20 protein-coding genes are annotated in these 25109 nt (G+C 37.9%); all 20 read left to right on the forward strand.

Annotated features, from left to right (window positions below):
• Positions 1 to 3: 3 nt before the first annotated feature.
• The 20 genes from sucD (at position 4) to nusA (ending at position 25099) form a co-directional block, all read left to right on the forward strand.
• The gene (sucD, locus tag CN288_RS04305; protein ID WP_026590314.1) at positions 4 to 906 is read left to right on the forward strand and encodes a succinate--CoA ligase subunit alpha; all 903 of its coding nucleotides are present in this window, start codon (positions 4 to 6) and stop codon (positions 904 to 906) included.
• Between the two features lie 89 nt (positions 907 to 995).
• A complete protein-coding gene (dprA, locus tag CN288_RS04310; protein WP_026590315.1) occupies positions 996 to 1865 on the forward strand; it encodes a DNA-processing protein DprA in 870 nt (289 codons plus the stop codon).
• A 144-nt stretch (positions 1866 to 2009) separates the two neighbouring features.
• Positions 2010 to 4088, forward strand: a complete 2079-nt coding sequence (gene topA / locus CN288_RS04315) for a type I DNA topoisomerase (RefSeq protein ID WP_026590316.1) — start codon at positions 2010 to 2012, stop codon at positions 4086 to 4088.
• A 51-nt stretch (positions 4089 to 4139) separates the two neighbouring features.
• A complete protein-coding gene (trmFO, locus tag CN288_RS04320; protein ID WP_026590317.1) occupies positions 4140 to 5444 on the forward strand; it encodes an FADH(2)-oxidizing methylenetetrahydrofolate--tRNA-(uracil(54)-C(5))-methyltransferase TrmFO in 1305 nt (434 codons plus the stop codon).
• 65 nt (positions 5445 to 5509) lie between these two features.
• Entirely contained in the window at positions 5510 to 6409 is a 900-nt protein-coding gene (gene xerC / locus CN288_RS04325) for a tyrosine recombinase XerC (protein ID WP_026590318.1), read from the forward strand.
• A 42-nt stretch (positions 6410 to 6451) separates the two neighbouring features.
• Entirely contained in the window at positions 6452 to 6994 is a 543-nt protein-coding gene (gene hslV, locus CN288_RS04330; RefSeq protein ID WP_003199482.1) for an ATP-dependent protease proteolytic subunit HslV, read from the forward strand.
• 22 nt (positions 6995 to 7016) lie between these two features.
• Positions 7017 to 8408, forward strand: a complete 1392-nt coding sequence (gene hslU, locus CN288_RS04335; protein ID WP_026590319.1) for an ATP-dependent protease ATPase subunit HslU — start codon at positions 7017 to 7019, stop codon at positions 8406 to 8408.
• 77 nt (positions 8409 to 8485) lie between these two features.
• Entirely contained in the window at positions 8486 to 9265 is a 780-nt protein-coding gene (codY, locus tag CN288_RS04340; RefSeq protein WP_026590320.1) for a GTP-sensing pleiotropic transcriptional regulator CodY, read from the forward strand.
• A 514-nt stretch (positions 9266 to 9779) separates the two neighbouring features.
• Entirely contained in the window at positions 9780 to 10481 is a 702-nt protein-coding gene (gene rpsB / locus CN288_RS04345; RefSeq protein ID WP_026590321.1) for a 30S ribosomal protein S2, read from the forward strand.
• Between the two features lie 82 nt (positions 10482 to 10563).
• A complete protein-coding gene (gene tsf, locus CN288_RS04350) occupies positions 10564 to 11451 on the forward strand; it encodes a translation elongation factor Ts (RefSeq protein ID WP_026590322.1) in 888 nt (295 codons plus the stop codon).
• Positions 11452 to 11517: 66 nt separating this feature from the next.
• The gene (gene pyrH, locus CN288_RS04355; protein ID WP_026590323.1) at positions 11518 to 12240 is read left to right on the forward strand and encodes a UMP kinase; all 723 of its coding nucleotides are present in this window, start codon (positions 11518 to 11520) and stop codon (positions 12238 to 12240) included.
• Between the two features lie 2 nt (positions 12241 to 12242).
• Complete coding sequence (gene frr, locus CN288_RS04360) at positions 12243 to 12800, forward strand: ribosome recycling factor (protein WP_026590324.1); 558 nt, start codon at positions 12243 to 12245, stop codon at positions 12798 to 12800.
• Between the two features lie 85 nt (positions 12801 to 12885).
• Positions 12886 to 13662: an isoprenyl transferase gene (locus CN288_RS04365; protein ID WP_026590325.1), complete on the forward strand. Its 777-nt coding sequence runs from the start codon at positions 12886 to 12888 to the stop codon at positions 13660 to 13662.
• Positions 13663 to 13679: 17 nt separating this feature from the next.
• Entirely contained in the window at positions 13680 to 14471 is a 792-nt protein-coding gene (locus tag CN288_RS04370; protein WP_026590326.1) for a phosphatidate cytidylyltransferase, read from the forward strand.
• 20 nt (positions 14472 to 14491) lie between these two features.
• Positions 14492 to 15634 (forward strand): 1-deoxy-D-xylulose-5-phosphate reductoisomerase, encoded by a 1143-nt coding sequence (gene dxr / locus CN288_RS04375; RefSeq protein ID WP_026590327.1) that lies wholly within the window; start codon positions 14492 to 14494, stop codon positions 15632 to 15634.
• A 17-nt stretch (positions 15635 to 15651) separates the two neighbouring features.
• Positions 15652 to 16908: an RIP metalloprotease RseP gene (gene rseP, locus CN288_RS04380; RefSeq protein ID WP_026590328.1), complete on the forward strand. Its 1257-nt coding sequence runs from the start codon at positions 15652 to 15654 to the stop codon at positions 16906 to 16908.
• A gap of 139 nt (positions 16909 to 17047) precedes the next feature.
• Positions 17048 to 18748 carry a proline--tRNA ligase gene (locus tag CN288_RS04385; protein ID WP_026590329.1) on the forward strand — a complete coding sequence of 567 codons (1701 nt, stop codon included), beginning with the start codon at positions 17048 to 17050 and terminating at the stop codon, positions 18746 to 18748.
• A gap of 125 nt (positions 18749 to 18873) precedes the next feature.
• Entirely contained in the window at positions 18874 to 23175 is a 4302-nt protein-coding gene (locus CN288_RS04390) for a PolC-type DNA polymerase III (RefSeq protein ID WP_026590330.1), read from the forward strand.
• Positions 23176 to 23510: 335 nt separating this feature from the next.
• Positions 23511 to 23981 (forward strand): ribosome maturation factor RimP, encoded by a 471-nt coding sequence (gene rimP / locus CN288_RS04395; RefSeq protein ID WP_026590331.1) that lies wholly within the window; start codon positions 23511 to 23513, stop codon positions 23979 to 23981.
• A gap of 17 nt (positions 23982 to 23998) precedes the next feature.
• Complete coding sequence (nusA, locus tag CN288_RS04400; RefSeq protein WP_026590332.1) at positions 23999 to 25099, forward strand: transcription termination factor NusA; 1101 nt, start codon at positions 23999 to 24001, stop codon at positions 25097 to 25099.
• The last annotated feature ends 10 nt before the right edge of the window (positions 25100 to 25109 follow it).

Here is a 25109-nt window from a genome sequence, read left to right on the forward strand (position 1 = left end):
AAAATGAGCGTATTAGTTAATAAAGATACAAAAGTTATTGTACAAGGTATTACGGGTTCACAAGGTTTATTCCATACAAAGCAAATGATTGAATACGGTACGAAAATTGTCGGTGGTGTAACACCTGGTAAGGGTGGCACTGCAATTGAAGGCGTACCTGTCTTTAATACAGTAGAAGATGCTGTAAAAGCAACGGGCGCAAACGCTTCAGTTGTATACGTTCCACCCGCTTTTGCGGCTGATGCAATTATGGAAGCTGTTGATGCAGAGATTGATTTAGTAGTATGTATTACAGAAGGAATCCCTGTATTAGATATGGTAAAAGTAAAAAAATATATGGTAGGTAAACAGACACGTTTACTTGGACCGAACTGCCCGGGTGTAATTACACCTGATGAATGTAAGATTGGGATTATGCCAGGATATATTCATAAAAAAGGTCATGTAGGTATTGTATCTCGATCTGGTACATTGACATATGAAGCTGTACATCAATTAACACAAGAGGGCATTGGTCAATCAACTGCTGTAGGTATCGGTGGTGACCCTGTTAATGGTACAGACTTTATCGATGCGTTAAAAGCGTTTAATGAAGATGAGGAAACACATGCTGTTATTATGATTGGTGAAATCGGTGGAACAGCAGAAGAAGAAGCTGCTGAGTGGGTAAAAGCAAATATGACAAAACCTGTTGTTGGATTTATCGGTGGTCAAACAGCGCCTGCAGGGAAACGTATGGGCCATGCTGGTGCCATTATTTCTGGTGGAAAAGGTACAGCTGCTGAAAAAATTAAAACAATGGAAGCTTGTGGTATCAAAGTTGCTGAAACACCAGCTGTTATGGGTGAAACTTTAATCTCTGTTTTAAAAGAAAAGGGATTATTTGAAACTTGTAAAAACTATTAATCTTTTTGAAAGACACCTTCGTGCTAGAGGGTGTCTTTTTACATTTTTTACAGTTAACATAATAAAAATTATGGGTGAGGAGAATAGTTATGAAAAAGGAACGATTGCTCCATCTTCATTATGTGTTAGCAGATCATTGGAAAGCATTAACTCGCTTATTATATATTGATCCAGAGGTAAAAAAACTGTATAGTTTTAGTGCGATGGAATTGGAAAAATATACTGGGTTAACTTCGAAAAAATCTTCAGAATTAGTTAGCTTCTTACAAACAACTACCCCTTCGCAATGTATACGCCATTTAGAAAAAAATCATATTTTTTATATTACAATATGGGATGAGGATTACCCGAAATTGTTGCGTGAAATACCGAATCCTCCCTTTGTTTTATACGGAAAAGGGCAAAGGAAGTTTCTTAATAAAGCAAACAAAATAGCTGTAGTGGGAACAAGAAAACCGTCTTTATATGGAAAAGATAGCATACAATCTATTTTACAACCGCTGATATACAAAGACTGGTTAATTGTGAGCGGCTTTGCAAGTGGAATTGATACAATCGCCCACGAAATTACAGTGCATCAACAAAGTTCAACTATTGCTGTATTAGGACATGGGTTACAGTATATGTATCCAAAAGAAAGTAATTATTTTTATAATATGTGGAAAAAACATATGTTGCTATTAACTGAATATCCACCTCATTACCCTCCACGAAAATGGTATTTCCCAAAAAGAAATCGAATTATAAGTGGACTTTGTAAGGGTGTTTTAGTTGTAGAGGCGAAATCAAGAAGTGGATCACTTATTACTGCAGATTTCGCTTTAGAGCAAAATAGAGAAGTATTTGCGCTTCCTGGCCCCATATTTAAGGAAAGTTCAGCAGGGACAAATCAGCTTATTCAGCAAGGCGCGAAACTTGTGCAGAAAGCGGAGGATATTCTCGAGGAATTTTTAATTTAACCTTATATTTTTATGTTTTTATTAAACAATTATTGACAAATGGTAGACTATCACTGTATGGTATACTCATTCTTGATTGACAAAAACAAGAGAAATCAATAAGATTAATGAAGACTTGAATCCACCTCTTAAGGAGGCACTAGCATGTCAGATTACCTCGTAATCGTGGAGTCGCCTTCTAAGGCGAAAACCATTGAGAAATATTTAGGAAAAAAATACAAAGTCGTCGCGTCTATGGGACATGTTCGCGATTTACCAAAAAGTCAGATGGGGATAGAAGTCAAAAATAACTTCAATCCGAAATACATTACCATTCGTGGTAAAGGTCCTGTTTTAAAAGATTTAAAATCAGCAGCAAAAAAAGTGAAAAAAGTCTATCTCGCAGCCGATCCAGACCGCGAGGGAGAAGCAATCGCTTGGCATTTAGCGAATACGTTGAATGTAGATGTTGAATCAGATTGTCGGGTTGTATTTAATGAAATTACAAAAGATGCAATTAAAGAGTCATTTAAACATCCTCGTGCAATCAATATGGATTTAGTAGATGCGCAACAAGCAAGGCGGATACTTGATCGACTTGTTGGTTATAATATTAGTCCTTTATTGTGGAAGAAAGTCAAAAAGGGATTAAGCGCAGGACGCGTACAATCTGTAGCAGTTCGCTTAATAATTGAGCGTGAAAAGGAGATTCAAAGTTTTATTCCTGAAGAATTCTGGACAATTAAAACAGAATTTGTAAAAGGAAAAGAAACATTTGAAGCGTCATTTTACGGTGTGAACGGTGAAAAAGTTCAGCTAACAAATGAGACGCAAGTAAAAGAAATAATTGAAAAAATGAAGGACAATGCGTTCTCAGTTGAAGATGTAACGAAAAAAGAGCGAAAACGGAATCCTGCATTACCATTTACAACATCTTCCTTGCAGCAAGAGGCGGCGCGCAAATTAAATATGCGGGCGAAGAAGACAATGATGCTTGCACAACAGCTTTATGAAGGGATAGATATTGGTAAGCAAGGAACTGTGGGTCTTATTACGTATATGAGAACAGATTCAACACGCATTTCAGAAACAGCTCAAGAAGAAGCACGTTCTTACATTACTGAAGCGTTTGGTTCGGAATACATAGGAACAGAGAAGAAGAAAGAAACGAAAAAAGCAAATGCACAAGATGCGCATGAAGCAATTCGTCCAACTTCTGTGATGAGAAAGCCAGAGGAACTGAAAAGTTTCTTAAGTCGTGATCAACATCGTTTGTATAAATTGATTTGGGAACGATTTGTTGCAAGTCAAATGGCATTTGCTATAATGGATACCGTTACAGCTAAACTCATTAACAATGATGTTCAGTTCCGTGCAAGTGGATCAGTAGTTAAATTCCCAGGATTTATGAAAGTATATGTAGAGTCAAAAGATGATGGTGCAGAAGAAAAAGATAAAATGTTGCCTCCATTAGAAATAGGAGAAACGGTATTTTCAAAAGATGTGGAACCAAAGCAGCATTTTACGCAGCCACCGCCACGTTATACGGAGGCTCGCTTAGTTCGGACACTTGAAGAACTTGGAATTGGGAGACCGTCTACTTATGTACCGACACTCGAGACGATTCAAAAACGAGGATACGTTGCATTAGATAATAAACGATTTGTTCCTACTGAACTTGGAGAAATTGTAATTGAACTCATTTTAGAGTTTTTCCCGGAAATTATTAATATTGAGTTTACTGCCAACATGGAGCAAAGCCTTGATGAGGTAGAAGAGGGGAAAGCAAATTGGGTAAAAATTGTTAATGATTTCTACGTAGGTTTTGAACCCCGTTTAGAAAAAGCGGAAAAGGAAATGCGTGAAGTTGAAATTAAAGATGAACCCGCTGGGGAAGACTGTGAGTTGTGTGGTCACCCGATGGTCTTTAAAATGGGTAAATATGGGAAGTTTATGGCTTGCTCAAATTTCCCTGATTGTCGAAATACAAAACCGATTGTGAAAGAAATTGGTGTAACTTGTCCGAAATGTGATAAAGGACAAATTATTGAACGTCGAAGTAATAAAAAGAAGCGTCTTTTCTATGGATGCGGCACATATCCAGAATGTGACTTTGTATCTTGGGATAAACCGATTGGCCGGAAATGTCCAAAATGTGAAGGTATGCTTGTAGAGAAGAAATTGAAAAAAGGCGTTCAGGTACAATGTATTTCTTGTGATTATGAAGAGGAACAACAAATGTGAGCGTAACTGCTCACATTTTTTTCGGAATAGAAAAGGAAAGGTGAAAAATATATGACAACACAAGTAGTAAACGTCATTGGTGCAGGTCTTGCAGGGAGTGAAGCAGCTTATCAAATTGCAAAACGTGGTGTCCAAGTGAACTTATATGAAATGAGGCCTGTAAGACAAACACCGGCTCATCATACAGATAAATTTGCTGAGTTAGTATGTAGTAACTCACTTCGTGCAAATACATTAACGAACGCTGTTGGTGTTATTAAAGAAGAAATGCGCCAAATGGATTCTGTTATTATTCGTGCGGCAGACGAATGCTCTGTGCCAGCAGGAGGAGCGTTAGCTGTAGATCGTCATGAGTTCGCAGCAAAAGTAACAGAGTATGTGAAAAATCATCCAAACGTAACTGTGATGAACGAGGAAATTACAGAAATTCCAGAAGGACCAACTGTTATTGCAACGGGCCCGCTTACATCTCCAGGTCTTTCTGCACAGCTGAAAGAACTAACTGGTGAAGATTATTTTTATTTTTATGATGCTGCTGCACCGATTGTCGAGAAAGATAGCATTGATATGAACAAAGTATATTTAAAATCTCGTTATGATAAGGGAGAAGCAGCATATTTGAACTGCCCGATGACAGAGGAAGAGTTCGATCGTTTTTATGATGCTTTAATTGCTGCGGAGACAGTGCCATTAAAAGAGTTTGAGAAAGAAGTATTCTTTGAAGGGTGTATGCCTGTAGAAGTAATGGCTGGCCGTGGCAGACAAACATTGGTATTTGGTCCGATGAAACCAGTCGGGTTAGAAGATCCAAAAACAGGAAAAACACCGTATGCTGTTGTTCAATTACGTCAAGATGATGCAGCAGGAACGTTATACAATATTGTTGGGTTCCAAACACATTTAAAATGGGGACCTCAAAAGGAAATATTGCAGTTGATTCCAGGATTAGAAAATGCCGAAATTGTACGCTATGGCGTAATGCATCGTAACACATTTATTAATTCGCCTAAGTTACTTCGTCCAACGTATCAATACAAACATCGTGATGATCTATTCTTTGCAGGTCAAATGACAGGTGTGGAAGGATATGTAGAATCAGCTGCTTCAGGTCTGTTAGCAGGCATTAATGCAGCTCGTCTTGTAAAGGGAGAGGAGCCTGTTGTATTACCTTCTGTAACTGCAATGGGAAGTATGGCGAATTATATCACTGCAACAAATGCGAAAAATTTCCAACCGATGAATGCGAACTTTGGTTTATTTGCACCGTTAGAAAAGAAAATTAAAAAGAAACAGGAGCGAAATGAAGCGTATGCAACACGCGCTTTAGAAACAATTCAAAATTTTGTAAATATTTAGTTAAATTTCTTGCAAAGGCTACTGAGTTGTGATACGATTTAGTAGCCTTTATTGAGGTGAGTTATATGAATGTGAAGAAATTGTTACAATTATTCGTTGGATATTTACAAATTGAAAGAAATTATTCAAAATATACAATTGCAAGTTATCAAAATGATTTAGAACATTTTGTGCAATTTATGGAGCGAGAAGGTATATCCTCTTTTTTAGATGTTACATACGTAGATGTTCGTTTGTACTTAACAATGTTACACGATGAAAAGTTAGCCCGTAAATCTGTCGCAAGAAAAGTATCAAGTTTACGAAGTTTATATCGTTTTCTGATGCGTGAAGGATATCGAGAAGATAATCCGTTTGCACTTGCGTCACTCCCCAAAAAAGAATGGTCAATCCCAAAGTTTTTGTACGTCGAAGAATTAGAGAATTTGTTTGAAGCTTCTGACATGGAAACACCGCTAGGTCAAAGAAATCAAGCTTTATTAGAGCTAATGTATGCAACAGGGATCCGTGTGAGTGAATGTGTAAGTTTACAACTTACTGATATTGATTTTTCGGTAGGTACAATTCTAGTGATGGGAAAAGGCAAAAAACAAAGGTACGTTCCGTTTGGGAGCTATGCACAAGATGCTTTAACTACTTATATAGAAAACGGGAGAAAACAGTTAGCTAAAAAAACAGAGGAACACTCTCAAATGGTGTTTTTAAATGCAAAGGGTACGCCGTTAACAGATCGAGGTGTGCGTTATATTTTAAATGAGCTCATTAAGAAAACTTCCCTTACAATGCGAATAAGTCCACATATGTTAAGGCATACATTTGCCACACATATGTTAGATGAAGGCGCAGATTTACGAACTGTGCAGGAGTTATTGGGGCATGAAAATTTATCAGCGACACAAATTTATACGCATGTTTCAAAAGAAAGATTGCGTTCTGTTTACATGAAGCATCACCCGCGGGCATAAATTGCTTTTAAAGCTATAAAAACATATAAAGGAGTTTTTTCTATGGGAAATTTCCACGCTACAACGATATTTGCCATTCACCATAATGGAGAGTGTGCTATGGCTGGCGACGGACAAGTGACATTTGGTAATGCTGTTGTAATGAAGCATACAGCACGTAAAGTTCGCAAACTCTTTCAAGGAAAGGTGTTAGCTGGATTTGCAGGCTCTGTTGCAGATGCATTTACTCTATTTGAAATGTTTGAGGGAAAATTAGAAGAGTATAATGGGAATCTACAACGTGCCGCAGTCGAAATGGCGAAACAATGGCGTGGTGATAAAATGCTACGTCAATTGGAAGCAATGCTAATCGTTATGGATCAAACGACGTTACTTCTTGTTTCGGGAACAGGAGAAGTAATAGAGCCAGATGACGGTATTTTAGCAATCGGTTCAGGTGGGCATTATGCACTTGCTGCTGGCCGCGCTTTAAAGCAACATGCGAGTGAACATTTAACAGCAAAAGCAATTGCGAAAGCAAGTTTAGAAATTGCTGGTGACATTTGTGTGTATACAAATCACAATATTATTGTGGAAGAATTGTAGAATCGTAAGGGAGGCATTTTATATGCATTTACATTTTACTCCGCGTCAAATTGTAGAAAAATTGGATCAATATATTATTGGTCAAAAAGATGCAAAAAAAGCGGTTGCAGTAGCGCTTAGAAATCGATATCGCCGCAGTAAACTAGCAGAAGATTTACGCGATGAAATTGCTCCGAAGAACATTTTAATGATCGGACCGACAGGAGTCGGAAAGACAGAGGTAGCGCGACGAATGGCTAAGCTCGTTGGAGCACCTTTTATTAAGGTTGAAGCGACGAAGTTCACAGAAGTTGGATATGTCGGCCGAGATGTAGAATCGATGGTGCGTGACCTTGTGGAAACATCAGTTCGCATTGTGAAAGAAGAAATGGTCGTAAAGGTTAAAGATAAGGCTGAGGAGCAAGCGAATCAGCGACTTGTTGAAATTTTGGTACCAAGTCCGCAAAAACAATCCGGATTCAAAAATCCGTTAGAAATGTTGTTTGGGGGAAATCAAAACACAAATCAGACAGCTGAAACACACGATAATATAGAAATTGAAAAGAAGCGCCAAGAAGTTGAAAAGAAACTTGCAGCTGGCTTACTTGAAGATGAAATTGTATCGATTGAAGTGACGGAACAACAATCTTCGATGTTTGATATGTTGCAAGGGACTGGCATGGAACAAATGGGGATGAATTTCCAAGATGCATTAGGGAGTTTTATGCCGAAAAAAACGAAAAAACGAAAACTTTCTGTAAAAGAAGCAAGAAAAGTCTTGACAAATGAGGAAGCACAGCGCTTAATTGATATGGATGAAGTTACACAAGAGGCTGTTTATCGTGCTGAACAGCTCGGGATTATTTTTATTGATGAAATTGACAAAATTGCTGGTAAGCAGTCGAATAGCGTGGATGTATCGCGTGAAGGTGTACAGCGTGATATCTTGCCAATTGTCGAAGGATCGAATGTTGCAACGAAATATGGATCGGTGAAAACAGATTATATTTTATTTATTGCGGCTGGTGCTTTCCATATGTCTAAACCGTCTGATTTGATTCCAGAACTGCAAGGAAGATTCCCGATCCGAGTGGAATTAACAAAATTATCGGTAGATGATTTTGTTAAAATTCTTGTAGAACCTGATAATGCTTTAGTGAAACAATATATAGCATTATTAGCAACTGAAGGTATAGAAATTGAATTTTCTGACGATGCTATTCGTAAGATTGCTGAGATTGCTTATCAAGTTAATCAAGATACGGATAATATTGGAGCGAGAAGACTTCATACTATTATGGAGAAACTTCTTGAAGATTTATCGTTTGAAGCATCTGAAATTACGTTAGAAAAAATAACGATAACACCTCAATATGTAGAGGAGAAATTAGCAACAATTGCTAAAAATAAAGATGTGAGCCAGTTTATTTTGTAATAGTGTCATCAGGTGACTCGCCCTAGTTTCCAAGTGATGAAAAAATATGAGAGTAACATGTAGGAGGAACTTTTGAAATGGAATTATTAGCAAAAACGAGAAAATTAAATGCGTTATTACAGAGCGCTGCAGGAAAACCTGTAAACTTTAGAGAAATGTCAGACACAATGTGTGAAGTAATTGAAGCGAACGTATTCGTTGTAAGTCGCCGTGGTAAATTATTAGGATATGCAATTCACCAACAAATCGAGAACGAACGTATGAAACAAATGCTTGCAGAGCGTCAATTCCCAGAAGAGTATACACAAAGCCTATTTAACATTACGGAAACATCTTCAAACTTAGATGTAGATAGCGCGTATACAGCATTCCCTGTAGAAAACAAAGAATTATTTGGTCAAGGTTTAACTACAATCGTGCCAATCGTTGGTGGCGGTGAGCGTTTAGGTACACTAGTGTTAGCTCGTCTTGGTCAAGAATTCTTAGATGATGATTTAATCCTTGCTGAATACAGCTCTACTGTAGTAGGTATGGAAATCTTACGTGAAAAAGCAGAAGAAATCGAAGAAGAAGCTCGTAGTAAAGCAGTTGTTCAAATGGCGATTAGCTCTTTATCTTACAGTGAGTTAGAAGCTATTGAGCACATCTTTGAAGAATTAAACGGAACAGAAGGTTTACTTGTTGCAAGTAAAATTGCTGATCGCGTAGGGATTACACGTTCTGTAATCGTAAACGCACTTCGTAAATTAGAAAGTGCAGGCGTTATTGAATCACGTTCTTTAGGTATGAAAGGAACATACATTAAAGTATTAAATGACAAGTTTTTACATGAACTTGCTAAATTAAAAACAAACTAATTTGCAAAAAAATCTCTCCTTCTATGAGGAGAGATTTTTTATTTTCCGAGAGATTTATTATGAATTTGTGCGAAGTATATATTTATCTTCTCTTGTGGATAAGGATTTTTTAAGTGAAACTATATAAAGCCACTGTAATGTAAAACAAAAGGTAACCAGTACTTGTTCTTTGTTTGTGTTAAATTCTGGTGAGGCAGGAAGATGGTCTAATCGGTTCAATGCATAGAAGGATGGTCTCTATTACTTAAACAGAAAGGATTTTGGAGGCTTTTCAATTTGCATGTATATAGCATTGAATAAGAGGAAAAAGACGAATAGAATCATAATCAAAAAGAAAGTTTCACATTGTTCGTATTTTCGACTTGATTGTACAATTTCATTATGATATAGTAAGCAGTGGTGTCAGTACAAAGTACACACGTTTACTGATTTAAGTGTTGGTGCTACGCTTGTAGTTTCGCTTAAAGATGAAGTAAACGGAGGATATCAAAAACCATTTAGGAGGAACTAAACTATGTCAGTAATTTCTATGAAGCAATTGCTTGAAGCTGGTGTTCATTTCGGACATCAAACTCGTCGTTGGAACCCAAAAATGAAACGTTACATTTTCACAGAGCGTAACGGTATCTATATCATCGACTTACAAAAAACTGTGAAAAAAGTTGAGGAAGCTTTCAACGTAATGCGTAACATCGCTGCTGAAGGTGGAGACATCTTATTCGTAGGTACAAAAAAACAAGCACAAGAAGCTATTAAAGAAGAAGCAACTCGTGCTGGTATGTACTTCGTTAACCAACGTTGGTTAGGTGGAACGTTAACAAACTTCCAAACAATCCAAAAGCGTATCAAGCGTCTTAAAGACATCGAAAGAATGCAAGAAGATGGTACTTTCGAAGTACTTCCTAAGAAAGAAGTTGTTCAACTTAAAAAAGAGTTAGAGCGTCTTGAGAAATTCTTAGGCGGCATTAAAGATATGAAAGGTCTTCCAAGTGCATTATTCGTAGTAGACCCTCGTAAAGAGCGTATCGCAGTTGCTGAAGCACGCAAATTACACATTCCAATCATCGGTATCGTTGATACAAACTGTGATCCAGACGAAATCGATCACGTAATTCCAGCAAACGATGATGCAATTCGTGCTGTAAAACTTCTTACATCTAAAATGGCAGACGCGATCCTTGAAGCAAAACAAGGTGAAGAGACTGTTACTGCGTAACAAATTTGGAAAGGTGATAAGGGGTTCGGCCTTTTATCACCTTTTTTAAGGTATAAATACATATTTTAGGAGGATGAAAAGTATGGCAATCACTGCACAAATGGTAAAAGAACTTCGCGAAAAAACTGGCGCAGGTATGATGGACTGCAAAAAAGCTTTAACAGAAATGAATGGCGACATGGAGAAGGCAATTGACTTCTTACGTGAGAAAGGTATTGCGAAAGCTGCGAAAAAAGCAGACCGCATTGCTGCTGAAGGTTTAACTTACATCGAAACAAACGGTAACGATGCTTTAATCTTAGAATTAAACTCTGAAACTGACTTTGTTGCGAAAAACGAAGGTTTCCAAGCTTTAACAAAAGAATTAGCTGATCACTTATTAGCTAACAAACCTGCATCTGTTGAGGAAGCTATGACTCAAACAATTGCAAACGGTAAATCAGTAGAAGAGCACATCAATGAAGCAATTGCTAAAATTGGTGAAAAACTTACACTTCGTCGTTTCGAAATCGTAACAAAAACTGATGCAGATGCATTCGGTGCTTACTTACACATGGGTGGACGTATTGGTGTAGTAACAGTTCTTGAAGGTTCTACTGATGAAGCAGCTGCTAAAGACGTAGCAATGCATGTTGCAGCAGTTAACCCTAAATACATCGACCGCGATGCTGTAACAGCTGAAGAAGTTGAGCATGAGCGTCAAGTATTAACGCAACAAGCTTTAAACGAAGGCAAGCCTGAAAAAATCGTTGCTAAGATGGTTGAAGGTCGCCTAGGTAAATTCTTCGAAGAGATTTGCTTACTTGACCAAGCATTCGTTAAAAACCCTGATATGAAAGTTCGTCAGTTCGTTGAGTCTAAAGGCGGAACAGTTAAAGGATTCGTTCGCTACGCTGTTGGTGAAGGTATCGAGAAGCGTGAAGACAACTTTGCTGAAGAAGTAATGAACCAAGTAAAAGGTAACAACTAATACAGTTTAGGGAACACATTGTGTTCCCTTTTTTAAAATAAAGATGTAAGCCATTGGAGGTTCATTATGAGTAAACCGAAATATAATCGTGTCGTTTTAAAGTTAAGCGGTGAAGCTTTAGCTGGTGAAAAAGGATTTGGAATTAACCCAGCTGTTATTAAATCAGTTGCAGAACAAGTGAAAGAAATTGCAGAACTTGATGTAGAGGTTGCTGTTGTTGTAGGTGGCGGAAACATTTGGCGTGGAAAAATCGGAAGCGAAATGGGCATGGATCGTGCAGGAGCGGATTACATGGGCATGTTAGCGACAGTTATGAACTCATTAGCTCTTCAAGATAGCTTGGAGAACATTGGGATTCAAACGCGTGTTCAAACTTCTATTGAAATGCGTCAAGTGGCAGAACCTTATATTCGCCGTAAAGCGATTCGTCACTTAGAGAAGAAACGTGTTGTGATTTTCGCAGCAGGTACAGGTAACCCATATTTCTCTACAGATACAACTGCAGCTTTACGTGCGGCGGAAATCGAAGCTGATGTTATTTTAATGGCGAAAAATAATGTAGACGGTGTTTACAGTGCAGATCCTTCTGTTGATGAAACCGCTACGAAATATGAATCACTGACATACTTAGATGTATTAAAAGAAGGTTTAGGTGTAATGGATTCTACTGCTTCTTCATTATGTATGGATAATGATATTCCACTAATTGTATTCTCAGTTATGGAAAAAGGAAATATTAAACGTGCCGTTTTAGGCGAAAATATTGGAACAATTGTAAGGGGGAAATAAATATGGGACAACAAGTATTAAAAACTGCAAATGAAAAAATGGAAAAAGCAGTTGGTGCTTACTCTCGCGAGTTAGCTTCAGTTCGTGCTGGCCGTGCAAGCGCGTCTGCTTTAGATAAGGTACAAGTTGATTACTATGGTGCACCAACACCTGTTGTGCAATTAGCGAACATTACAGTTCCTGAAGCACGTTTACTTGTCATTCAACCTTATGATAAAACATCTATCGGTGATATTGAAAAGGCAATCTTAAAAGCTGATTTAGGTTTAAACCCTTCTAATGACGGATCAGTAATTCGTATCGCATTCCCTGCATTAACGGAAGAACGTCGTAAAGACTTAGTAAAAACTGTTAAGAAATATGCTGAAGAAGCAAAAGTAGCAGTTCGTAACGTACGTCGTGATGCGAACGATGATCTTAAAAAGCTTGAAAAAGCTGGCGATATTACAGAAGACGATTTACGAGGATATGCTGAAGATATTCAAAAAGAAACAGATAAATATATTGCAAAAGTTGACGAAATCGCAAAAAACAAAGAAAAAGAAATCATGGAAGTGTAATAGCGATACCTTCGCAAATATGACCCTCTTCTTAAGGGGGTCTTTTTACACTTTTAGGCATACGTCTGCTTGTTGGAGGGTATGAATGATGTTTAAAAAGTTTCCTTTTTTTAAAGGTAAAAAGGTCGCATCGTTTGATCATCTCGTTGAAAAAGTGAAAAAGGGATATATCCCAGAGCACATTGCGATCATTATGGATGGTAATGGAAGATGGGCAAAGAGAAGAGCAATGCCCCGCATTGCCGGACATCATGAAGGAATGCAAGTAGTAAAAAAAATTACGAAATTTGCTAGTAAACTTGATGTAAAAGTGCTGACTCTTTATGCTTTTTCTACTGAGAACTGGAAAAGACCGAAAAAGGAAGTCGAATATTTAATGAAACTTCCAGAAGAATTTTTAGGTACATTTTTACCAGAGTTGATTGAAGAAAATGTACAAGTTCGAGTAATTGGACAAAAAGATCGTCTTCCTACGCATACGCGCAGAGCGATGGAAAAAGCCATGGAAGATACAAAAGAGAACACGGGATTAATTCTCAATTTTGCGTTAAACTATGGAAGTCGCGATGAAATCGTTTCTGCTGTGCAACATATGATGAAAGATAACGAAGAAGGGAAAGTTCGTTCAGAAGATATAAATGAAGAAATGATTTCTTCATACTTAATGACAAGTTCTTTACCTGACCCAGACTTGCTTATTCGTACAAGTGGGGAATTGCGTATTAGTAATTTCATGCTATGGCAAATTGCGTATTCGGAGCTTTGGTTTACAGATGTGTATTGGCCAGATTTTACCGAGGAACATTTGCTACATGCAATTACAGACTTTCAACATAGAGGGCGCAGATTCGGAGGCGTGTAGAAAGAGAGGGTTTGGTAGTGAAACAGAGAATTATTACTGGAGTGATTGCTGCCGCGCTATTCATTCCCATCGTATTTTATGGTGGCGTGCCTTTTACAGTTTTAGTGTATGCACTTGCTTCTATTGGATTATATGAATTAGTTCGTATGAACAAGCTTACATTTATTTCGGTGCCAACGTTTTTAGCTGCATTATTATTATGGATTATTTTAGTTCCAAGTAATGCACGAGGAGTTTTTGATTGGATTGGATTAGATAAATTAGAAATCACATTTTTGATTGTGTTATTACTTTTATCATATACAGTCCTTTCGAAGAATACATTTACTTTTGACAATGCTTCATTTTTACTTATGGCAACGACGTATGTTGCAATGGGATTCTTGTATTTAAATGAAACGAGAATAGCCGGGATTGAATATGTGTTTTATGCATTGTTTGTTATTTGGGCAACTGATTCAGGCGCATATTTCATAGGAAAAGCAGTTGGAAAAAGAAAATTATGGCCAGAGATTAGTCCGAATAAAACGATAGAAGGCTCATTAGGCGGTATTCTGTGTGGTATTGTTGTTGCTTTTGTGTACAATATGTTTTTCCAAGTACATGAGAATATTGGAATGGTAATTATTGTTACAGTTGCAATATCTATTTTTGGACAAATTGGTGATTTGGTGCAATCCGCATTTAAACGCCATTACGGTGTGAAAGATTCAGGTACAATTTTACCTGGGCATGGTGGAATATTAGATCGAACAGATAGCTGGTTGTTCGTATTACCGATTTTACACTTCTTACATTTCATTTCATAATAAAACGAGGGGTTGGAATCATGAAAAACATTAGTTTATTAGGGGCAAGTGGATCGATTGGAACACAAACTTTAGACGTATTACGCTTGCACCCAGACCAATTCCGTCTCGTTGCTTTTTCTGTAGGGAAAAATATTGACTACGCAGTAAAAGTTATTCAGGAATTTTCTCCTCAGCTTGTCTCCGTACAAAGAGAGGAGGATGTTGTCAGGTTACAATCCGTTTCTGGAAATACAAAAGTAGTATGTGGTGACGAAGGACTATTAGAGGTAGCTCTTCATCCGAGTGCAGAAGTTGTTATAAATGCTGTTGTAGGTAGCGTAGGATTGTTACCAACACTTCGTGCAATTGAGGCAAAAAAAACAATTGGAATTGCGAATAAAGAAACATTAGTAACTGCAGGACACATTGTAATGGAAGCTGCACGCAAACATAATGTGTCATTACTTCCAGTAGATAGTGAGCATTCAGCTATTTTTCAATGCTTGAATGGAGAAAATGAAAAACGAATCTCGCGCTTAGTTATCACTGCTTCAGGCGGGAGTTTCCGTGATAAAACGAGAGATGAATTGCATCATGTAACAGTAGAGGATGCGCTTCGTCATCCAAACTGGTCAATGGGTTCGAAAATTACAATTGATTCTGCTACAATGATGAATAAGGGGCTGGAAGTAATCGAAGCGCATTGGCTTTTTGGCATACCTTATGAGCAAATCGATGTTGTTTTACATAAAGAAAGCATTATTCATTCTATGGTTGAATTTGAGGACCGTAGTGTAATGGCACAGCTCGGCTCACCAGATATGCGCGTACCAATTCAATATGCACTTACATATCCTGATCGATTACCACTTTCAGATACAAAACAGTTAAATTTATGGGAAATTGGAACACTGCATTTTGAACAAATGAACCAAGAGCGTTTCCGTTGCCTACGCTTTGCGTATGAAGCTGGAAAAACGGGCGGAAGCATGCCAGCTGTAATGAATGCAGCGAATGAAGTTGCTGTAGCAGCCTTTTTACAAAAGAAAATTGGCTTCTTAACAGTAGAAGATCTCATTGAAAAAGCAATGCACCATCACAATGCCATTGCGCGTCCGAGCTTAGAGGAAATTCAGGAAATTGATGCAGCCACAAGACGGTTTGTGATGGAACAAATTTAGCAAAGGTGGTTATGGAATTGAATACAGCGATTGCCTTTATATTAATTTTTGGTGCACTCGTATTTTTCCATGAGCTAGGGCATCTATATTTCGCCAAAAGAGCGGGTATTTTATGCCGCGAGTTTGCGATTGGTTTTGGACCAAAAATATTTTCATTTGAAAAGAATGAAACGGTATATACAGTTCGGCTGCTGCCACTTGGAGGCTATGTTAGAATGGCTGGCGAGGATGCAGAAACGGTTGAATTAAAACCAGGAAAAAAAGTTGGACTTGTGCTAAATGGAAACGAAGAGGTTATGAAATTAGTTCTAGACGGGCGCGAAAAGTATCCGAATGTTCGCGTGATTGAAGTAGAACAAGCGGATTTAGAACATAATCTCACAATATCTGGTTACGAAGAATACGAGGAGGAATTGCAAACTTTCCGTGTGAATGAAAAAGCGCGTATTGTTTCAGCTGGAGAAGAAATCCAAATCGCTCCGTTTAACAGGCAATTTGGTTCTAAAACGTTAGGGCAGCGAGCGTTAACAATCTTTGCAGGTCCTGCTATGAACTTCATTCTTGCGTTTGTTATTTTTGTTATCATTGGATTGGTACAAGGTATTCCTGTTGATAAGCCAATGATTGGAAAAATAATGAAGGATAGTGTTGCAGAACAAGCAGGATTGAAACAACATGATACGATTCAAGCAATTGATGGGAAAGACACGAATACGTGGAAAGATGTTGTTTCGATTGTACGTGAGCACCCAAATAAAGAAATTACCCTTCAGGTAAAACGTGATAGCGAACAATTTAATGTAAAAGTAACGCCAACAGCTGATAAAGAAGGTAAGGAAGAGGTTGGTAGAATTGGTGTATACTCTCCTGTAGAGAAATCTATTGTTGGTTCTATTCAATCAGGTTTTGAGCAGACGTATACATGGACAAAATTAATTTTTGATTCCCTGATGAAATTAGTAACGGGGCAGTTTTCTATTAATGATTTATCAGGTCCGGTAGGGATTTATAATTTAACAGACCAAGTAGTAGATTATGGTTTCACTCGTGTTCTGAGCTTGGCGGCTGTTCTAAGTATAAACCTTGGTTTATTCAACTTATTACCTGTTCCTGCTCTTGATGGAGGACGCTTGTTCTTCTTCTTAATCGAAGCGTTGCGAGGGAAACCAATTGATCGTCAAAAAGAAGGAATGGTTCACTTTATTGGTTTTGCGTTATTGATGTTACTTATGTTAGTTGTAACGTGGAATGACATTCGGAAGTTTTTCTTGTAAAATAAAGTGGAATAAAATTCACGATATTTTTTGTGAATAATGAATGAAATGAATAGAACTCTTAAAGTAGCAATCCCTCACCTAATTTGAGGTGGGGGGTTTTACTGCGTATTAGAGTAAATTAAAGAGGTGCGAATAGATGAAACAAAGTACGGTATTTAGTCCTACATTACGTGAAGTACCAGCTGATGCTGAGATTAAAAGTCATCAATTGCTACTTCGTGCAGGGTTTATGCGTCAAAACGCTTCTGGTATTTACAGTTTTTTACCACTTGGGTTAAAAGTATTGCACAAAGTGGAACGTATTGTTCGAGAAGAGATGGAACGAGCAGGGGCTGTAGAATTATTAATGCCAGCAATGCAAGCGGCTGAATTATGGCAAGAATCAGGTCGCTGGTATTCTTACGGTTCTGAGTTAATGCGTATGAAAGATCGTAATGATCGTGAGTTTGCATTAGGAGCAACGCACGAGGAAGTTATTACAGATCTTGTACGTGATGAGATTAAATCTTATAAAAAATTACCGTTAACACTATATCAAATCCAAACAAAATTCCGTGATGAGCAAAGACCTCGTTTTGGTTTATTACGCGGAAGAGAATTTTTAATGAAAGATGCTTACTCTTTCCATGCGACACAAGAAAGTTTAGATGAAGTTTATAATCGCATATATCAAGCATATTCTAATATTTTTTCTCGCTGTGGCTTGAATTTCCGTGCTGTTATTGCTGATTCTGGAGCAATGGGTGGTAAAGATACACATGAATTTATGGTATTATCGGATGTAGGAGAAGATACAATTGCGTATTCTGATACATCTGATTATGCAGCAAATATTGAAATGGCTCCAGTTGTTGCTTCATATACAAAGAGCGATGAAGCCGAAAAAGCACTTGAAAAAGTAGCAACACCAGATCAAAAAGCAATTGAAGAAGTTTCTGCATTTTTAAATATCGAAGCATCAAATTGCATCAAATCTATGGTCTTTAAGGTCGATGAAAAGTTTGTTGTTGTACTTGTTCGCGGGGATCATGAAGTAAATGATGTAAAAGTGAAGAACGTATACGGCGCTTCAGTTGTTGAACTTGCTTCATATGACGAAGTAAGAGAACTGTTAAATTGTGAAGTGGGCTCTCTAGGCCCAATTGACGTAGCAGATGATGTTGAAGTCATTGCTGACCATGCAGTAGCAGCAATTGTAAATGGTTGCTGTGGAGCAAATGAAGAGGGATTCCATTATGTAAATGTAAATCCAGAGCGTGACTTTAAGGTGAGTCAATATACAGATTTACGTTTCATTCAAGAAGGAGATCAATCTCCGGATGGACAAGGGACAATCCGTTTTGCCCGTGGTATCGAAGTTGGACATGTATTTAAATTAGGTACACGTTATAGCGAAGCAATGAATGCAACGTTCTTAGATGAGAATGGAAAAACGAAGCCACTTATTATGGGATGCTATGGTATTGGGGTATCTCGTACAGTTGCGGCAATTGCCGAACAGTTTAATGATGAGAATGGTCTGGTTTGGCCAAAAGCTGTTGCACCATTCCATGTACATGTGATTCCAGTAAATATGAAGTCTGACGCACAACGCGAAGTAGGCGAAACAATCTACAATTCATTACAAGAACAAGGTTATGAAGTATTGTTAGATGATCGTGCGGAGCGTGCAGGTGTTAAATTTGCTGATGCGGACTTATTCGGTCTTCCAGTTCGAGTAACAGTTGGTAAAAAAGCTGATGAAGGCATCGTTGAAGTAAAAGTACGTGCTACAAATGAATCTGCAGAAGTGAAGGTAGAAGAACTTCATGCATACATTACTAATATTGTAAAATAAGAAGAGGTACCTCCAGGTGAGGTACCTTCTATTTCTATGTAAAGTAAAAGGTAATGAGTTAAAAGGAAGAAATCTTTCTTTGCCGAAAGTTTCGATTTATAATAGCAGATGGAAGGAGGATGTTTATGTCGTTAACAAATGAACAACAAGAGCGATTTCAAATTTTGCTCCAGCAGCTGCAGATGCCTGAAGACCTTGTAAATCAATATTTACAAGGTGGTGGTATACAAAGGTTAGTTGTCGATAAAGCGAATAAAAGCTGGCATTTTGATTTGCAAGTGCCACGTATTTTACCAACGGAATTATATGAATTGCTTGAAACGCAGCTTAAGCAGTCATTTTCACATATTGCAAACACGTCATTTGCACTAATGACGGAGAATAAACAATATACGGAAGAAGAGGTCAAAGCATATTGGCCGCTCTGTACAGATCGAATTACTTTTTCACCTATGTTTGCATATTTAAAGAAGCAACTTCCATATGTGAATGGGGTAAAGTTGTTACTTGATGTAAATAACGAGTTAGAATCTACGACTTTAAAGAAAAATCTAGCGAAGCCAGTAGGGGATCAATATGAAGTGTTTGGGTTTCCACGTTTTCAGCTGGAAACGAATATAAAGCAAAACGAAGAGGAAGTTCAAAAGTTTCGTGAGCAAACACAGCAAGAGGATCGCCAGCGTGTTATACAAGCTATGGAAGAGATGGCTAAGAAGCAAGCTGAAGAAAGCGATGTTGTACATGAAGGACCAGTTGTGCTTGGGTATCTTATTAAGCCGGATGAAGAAATCACACCGATGCGCGAAATTCAAGATGAAGAAAGAAGAAAAACCGTTCAAGGCTATGTCTTCCATGTGGAAACGAAAGAACTTCGCAGTGGACGTACGTTATTAACTTTAAAAATGACGGATTATACGGATTCCATTATGATTAAGATGTTTTCGCGTGATAAAGAGGATCTTCCGCTTCTGCAATCTTTGAAAAAAGGAATGTGGGTAAAAGCTCGAGGCTCGGTTCAAAACGATACATTCGTTCGTGACTTAGTAATGATTGCGAACGATATTAACGAAATAACAGGGCCTTCTCGTAAGGATAAAGCACCGGAAGGAGAAAAACGAGTAGAGCTACATTTGCATACACCAATGAGTCAAATGGATGCTGTTACCGGAGTATCTAAGCTCGTCGCGCAAGCTGGAAAATGGGGACATGAAGCGATTGCGGTTACAGACCATGCAGTTGCGCAGTCTTTCCCGGAAGCATACTCTGCTGGTAAAAAAGCAGGTATCAAAGTTATTTATGGTGTGGAAGCAAACTTAGTAAACGATGGTGTTCCAATTGCGTATAATGAAGAACACAGGTTGCTTGCAGATGAAACATATGTTGTCTTTGATGTCGAAACAACAGGGTTATCTGCAGTATATGATACGGTTATTGAATTAGCGGCAGTAAAAGTGAAAGGCGGCGAAATTATTGATCGCTTTGAATCTTTTGCAAATCCGCATCAACCGCTATCAGCTACAATCATGGAGTTAACTGGTATTACAGATGATATGTTGACTGATGCACCAGAAGTAGGAGAAGTATTTAAAAAGTTTGAAGAGTGGATGGGTGATCATACACTTGTTGCACATAATGCAAGTTTTGATATGGGATTCATAAATGTAGGATTTAAGAAATGCGGCTTAGACAAGCCCCAAAACCCAGTTATTGATACATTAGAACTAGCTAGATTCTTATTCCCAGAGATGAAGAACCACCGCTTAAATACAATGTGTAAAAAGCTTGATATCGAATTAACACAACATCACCGTGCGATTTATGATACAGAAGCAACAGGATATTTGTTAGTAAAAATGTTAAAAGATGTGATTGAAAAAGGTTATGAGTATCACGATCAATTAAATGACAGTATGGGACAAGGCGATTCGTATAAGCGTGGAAGACCGAGTCATGTCACCTTGCTTGCAACATCTGATGAAGGTTTAAAAAACTTATACAAACTTGTTTCATATTCACATATTAATTATTTCTACCGAGTACCACGAGTGCCACGATCATTATTGAAAAAATATCGAGAAGGTATATTAGTCGGAACAGCTTGTGATAAAGGTGAAGTATTTGAGGCGATGATGCAAAAGGCACCAGAAGAAGTAGAAGAAATTGCCCAGTTTTATGATTACATTGAAGTGATGCCTCCAGAGGTGTTACGTCATTTAGTAGAACTTGAGTTAGTTCGAGATGAAGGACAATTAAAAACGATTATTTCCAACTTAGTAAAATTAGGTGAAACGTTAGATAAACCGGTTGTTGCGACAGGAAATGTACATTATCTAGATCCAGAAGATGCAATGTATCGGAAAATTTTAGTAAGCTCACAAGGTGGAGCCAATCCTTTAAATCGTCATTCATTACCACCTGTATATTTCCGCACAACAGATGAAATGTTAGATTGCTTCTCGTTCCTAGGAGAAGAAAAAGCAAAGGAAATTGTTGTGACAAATACACAAAAAATCGCATCATTGATTGGTGACGTTCATCCAGTAAAAGATGACTTATACACACCGAAAATTGAAGGTGCAGATGATGAAACACGTGATATGAGTTACAAAATGGCGCGGAGTATCTATGGTGAAGAACTACCAGAAATTGTAGAAGCCCGTCTAGAAAAAGAATTAAAAAGTATTATTGGACATGGATTTGCCGTAATTTATTTAATTTCACATAAGCTTGTGAAAAAATCATTAGTTGATGGTTATCTTGTAGGTTCACGTGGATCGGTAGGATCATCATTTGTTGCGACAATGATGGAGATTACTGAAGTAAACCCATTACCACCACACTATGTATGTCCAAAATGTAAGCAATCAGAGTTCTTTAACGATGGTTCTGTAGGTTCTGGTTTTGACTTACCTGATAAAGATTGTCCAACATGTAATATTCCTTATGTAAAAGATGGACACGATATTCCTTTCGAAACATTCCTTGGTTTTAAAGGGGATAAGGTTCCCGATATTGATTTGAATTTCTCCGGAGAATACCAACCACGAGCACATAACTATACGAAAGTACTGTTCGGTGAAGACTATGTATATCGTGCGGGAACGATCGGTACGGTTGCAGAGAAAACAGCTTATGGTTATGTAAAAGGTTATGCATCTGATCATAACTTAACGATTCGAAATGCTGAAGTTGATCGCCTTGTTGCAGGGTGTACTGGCGTAAAACGTACAACGGGGCAGCATCCAGGTGGTATTATTGTTGTGCCAGATTACATGGATATTTTTGATTTTTCACCAATTCAATTCCCGGCTGATTCAGTAGGGGCGGAGTGGAGAACGACACACTTTGATTTCCACTCTATTCATGATAATTTATTAAAACTTGATATACTAGGGCACGATGATCCGACCGTTATTCGTATGTTACAAGATTTAAGTGGAATTGATCCGAAAACAATACCAACTGACGATCCAGAAGTAATGAAAATCTTCTCAGGTCCAGAGTCATTAGGTGTCACAGAAGAACAAATTAATTGTAAGACCGGTACACTTGGTATACCGGAGTTTGGTACGAAATTCGTAAGACAGATGTTAGAAGAAACAAAGCCAACGACATTCTCAGAGCTTGTCCAAATTTCTGGCCTATCCCATGGTACAGATGTATGGCTTGGTAATGCGAATGAACTAATTTATAACGGTACATGTACACTGAGTGAAGTTATTGGTTGTCGTGATGATATTATGGTGTATTTAATTTATCAAGGGTTAGATCCATCTTTAGCGTTTAAAATTATGGAGTCGGTGCGTAAAGGTAAAGGTGTACCAGAAGAATGGGAAGAGGAGATGCGTAATAACAATGTACCAGGTTGGTATATTGATTCTTGTAAAAAGATTAAATATATGTTCCCTAAAGCCCATGCAGCTGCGTATGTGCTAATGGCTGTACGTATAGCTTACTTCAAAGTTCACTTTGCACTTCTGTTTTATGCTGCATACTTTACAGTACGTGCAGATGACTTTGATGTAGAGGCAATGGTAAAAGGATCAGCATCAATCCGTGTGAGAATTGATGAAATTGCACAGAAAGGATTAGATGCTTCTCCTAAAGAGAAGAGTTTATTAACGGTTTTAGAAATGACACTTGAAATGTGCGAACGTGGATATTCATTCCAAAAGGTTGATTTATATCGTTCCCATGCAACGGACTTTATTATTGATGGAGATACGTTAATCCCGCCATTTAATGCAATACCTGGTCTTGGTACAAATGCTGCTATAAGTATTGTAGAAGCACGTGAAAATGGTGAGTTTTTATCAAAAGAGGACTTGCAGCAGCGTAGTAAGGTTTCTAAAACAATTATTGAGTATTTAGATAGTCAAGGTTGTTTAGGTGATTTGCCAGATCAAAACCAATTATCACTGTTCTAATAGGTAGGAAAATTCTTTGCAAATCGCTATTTGCTATGTTATACTATTAACCGAGATAACCATGTCATGTATATTGTGCAAAAAAAAGAGTGGGGAAACCCACTCTTTCGTGTTACTATCTATGTTTTATCTACGTATGTAGGTAGAATGTTTCTGTCGTATATACATATTTTGTTACAAGTTTTACTTCTTAAATTTGGTAATACTAAGACAGATATTCCCTGCTAAGTGGCAGGGGCTTTTGTTAGCTAACGAGAAAGAATAAGATAGACCGCAATAAAACAGAGCGGAGCTTTTCTTTCAAATGGTACATGGCGGCAGAAAGGAGGCTGTTTATGGATAAGAAAGTCACAGAAGTTGTTGAAGCACTCGCGCAGCCGATTGTTGAAGAGTTAAATCTTGAACTGGTAGATGTAGAATATGTGAAAGAAGGAAAAGACTGGTTTTTACGCGTATTCATCGATTCTGAAACAGGAGTAGACATTGAGGAATGCGGTGCGGTAAGTGAACGTTTAAGCGAAGCTTTAGATAAAGAGGATCCAATTCCTCATCTTTACTTTTTGGATGTATCATCTCCTGGAGCGGAACGCCCATTAAAGAAAGAAAAAGACTTCCAGCAAGCGGTAGGAAGACAGGTGGCAATTAAAACATATGAGCCGATTGATGGCGAAAAGATGTTTGAAGGAAAGCTACTGTCCTATGATGGTACAACAATTACACTATTATTAACAATTAAAACACGTAAAAAAGAAATCCAAATTCCAATGGATAAAGTTGCCAATGCGCGACTTGCTGTTACGTTTTAGTAAGAAGGGGGATCTTCATGAGCACTGAGTTGTTAGATGCTTTGCTCGTATTAGAATCAGAAAAAGGTATTAGCAAAGATATTATTATTGATGCAATTGAAGCAGCTTTAATCTCTGCTTATAAACGCAATTTTAACCAGGCACAAAATGTACGTGTTAGCTTTAATCCTGAAGTGGGAACAATTCAAGTTTTAGCACGTAAAGACGTTGTAAGTAATGTGTTTGATCCACGTCTTGAAATTTCTGTAGAAGAAGCAAGGCAAATTAACCCGAACTATCAAGATGGCGACGTATTAGAAATTGAAGTAACGCCAAAAGATTTCGGGCGTATTGCAGCACAGACTGCAAAACAAGTTGTGACACAACGTGTACGCGAAGCGGAACGCGGTGTTATTTATTCAGAATTTAGTGATCGTGAAGAAGATATCATGGTTGGTATTGTACAACGCCAAGATGCTCGCTTTATTTATGTAAGCTTAGGAAAAGTCGAGGCATTATTACCAGTAAGTGAGCAAATGCCGAACGAACAATATAAACCACACGATCGTATTCGTGTCTTTATTACAAAAGTAGAAAAAACGACAAAAGGACCACAAATTTACGTATCACGTACACATCCAGGTCTTTTAAAACGTTTATTTGAAATTGAGGTACCAGAAATTTATGATGGAACTGTAGAAATTCGTTCTGTAGCACGTGAAGCAGGCGATCGTTCTAAAATTTCTGTATATGCAGAGAATATCGATGTTGATCCAGTAGGTTCTTGCGTAGGTCCAAAAGGACAACGTGTACAACGCATTGTAGATGAACTAAAAGGTGAAAAGATTGATATTGTTCGCTGGTCAAACGATCCAGTTGAATATGTAGCAAATGCTTTAAGTCCATCACAAGTTGTAAAAGTACTTGTAAATGAAGAAGAAAAAGCAACGACTGTAGTAGTTCCGGATCACCAGCTTTCATTAGCGATTGGTAAACGTGGACAAAATGCGCGTCTTGCAGCAAAATTAACAGGTTGGAAAATTGACATTAAGAGCGAGTCTGATGCGAAGCAACTTGGCATTGTAACAGAAGAAGACAGCATGATCGCATTCGATTCAGTTGAAGACGAAATCGAATAGAGGTGATGAT

Source organism: Bacillus sp. AFS023182 (genome assembly GCF_002560575.1).
GTDB classification, from domain to species: domain Bacteria; phylum Bacillota; class Bacilli; order Bacillales; family Bacillaceae_G; genus Bacillus_A; species Bacillus_A arachidis.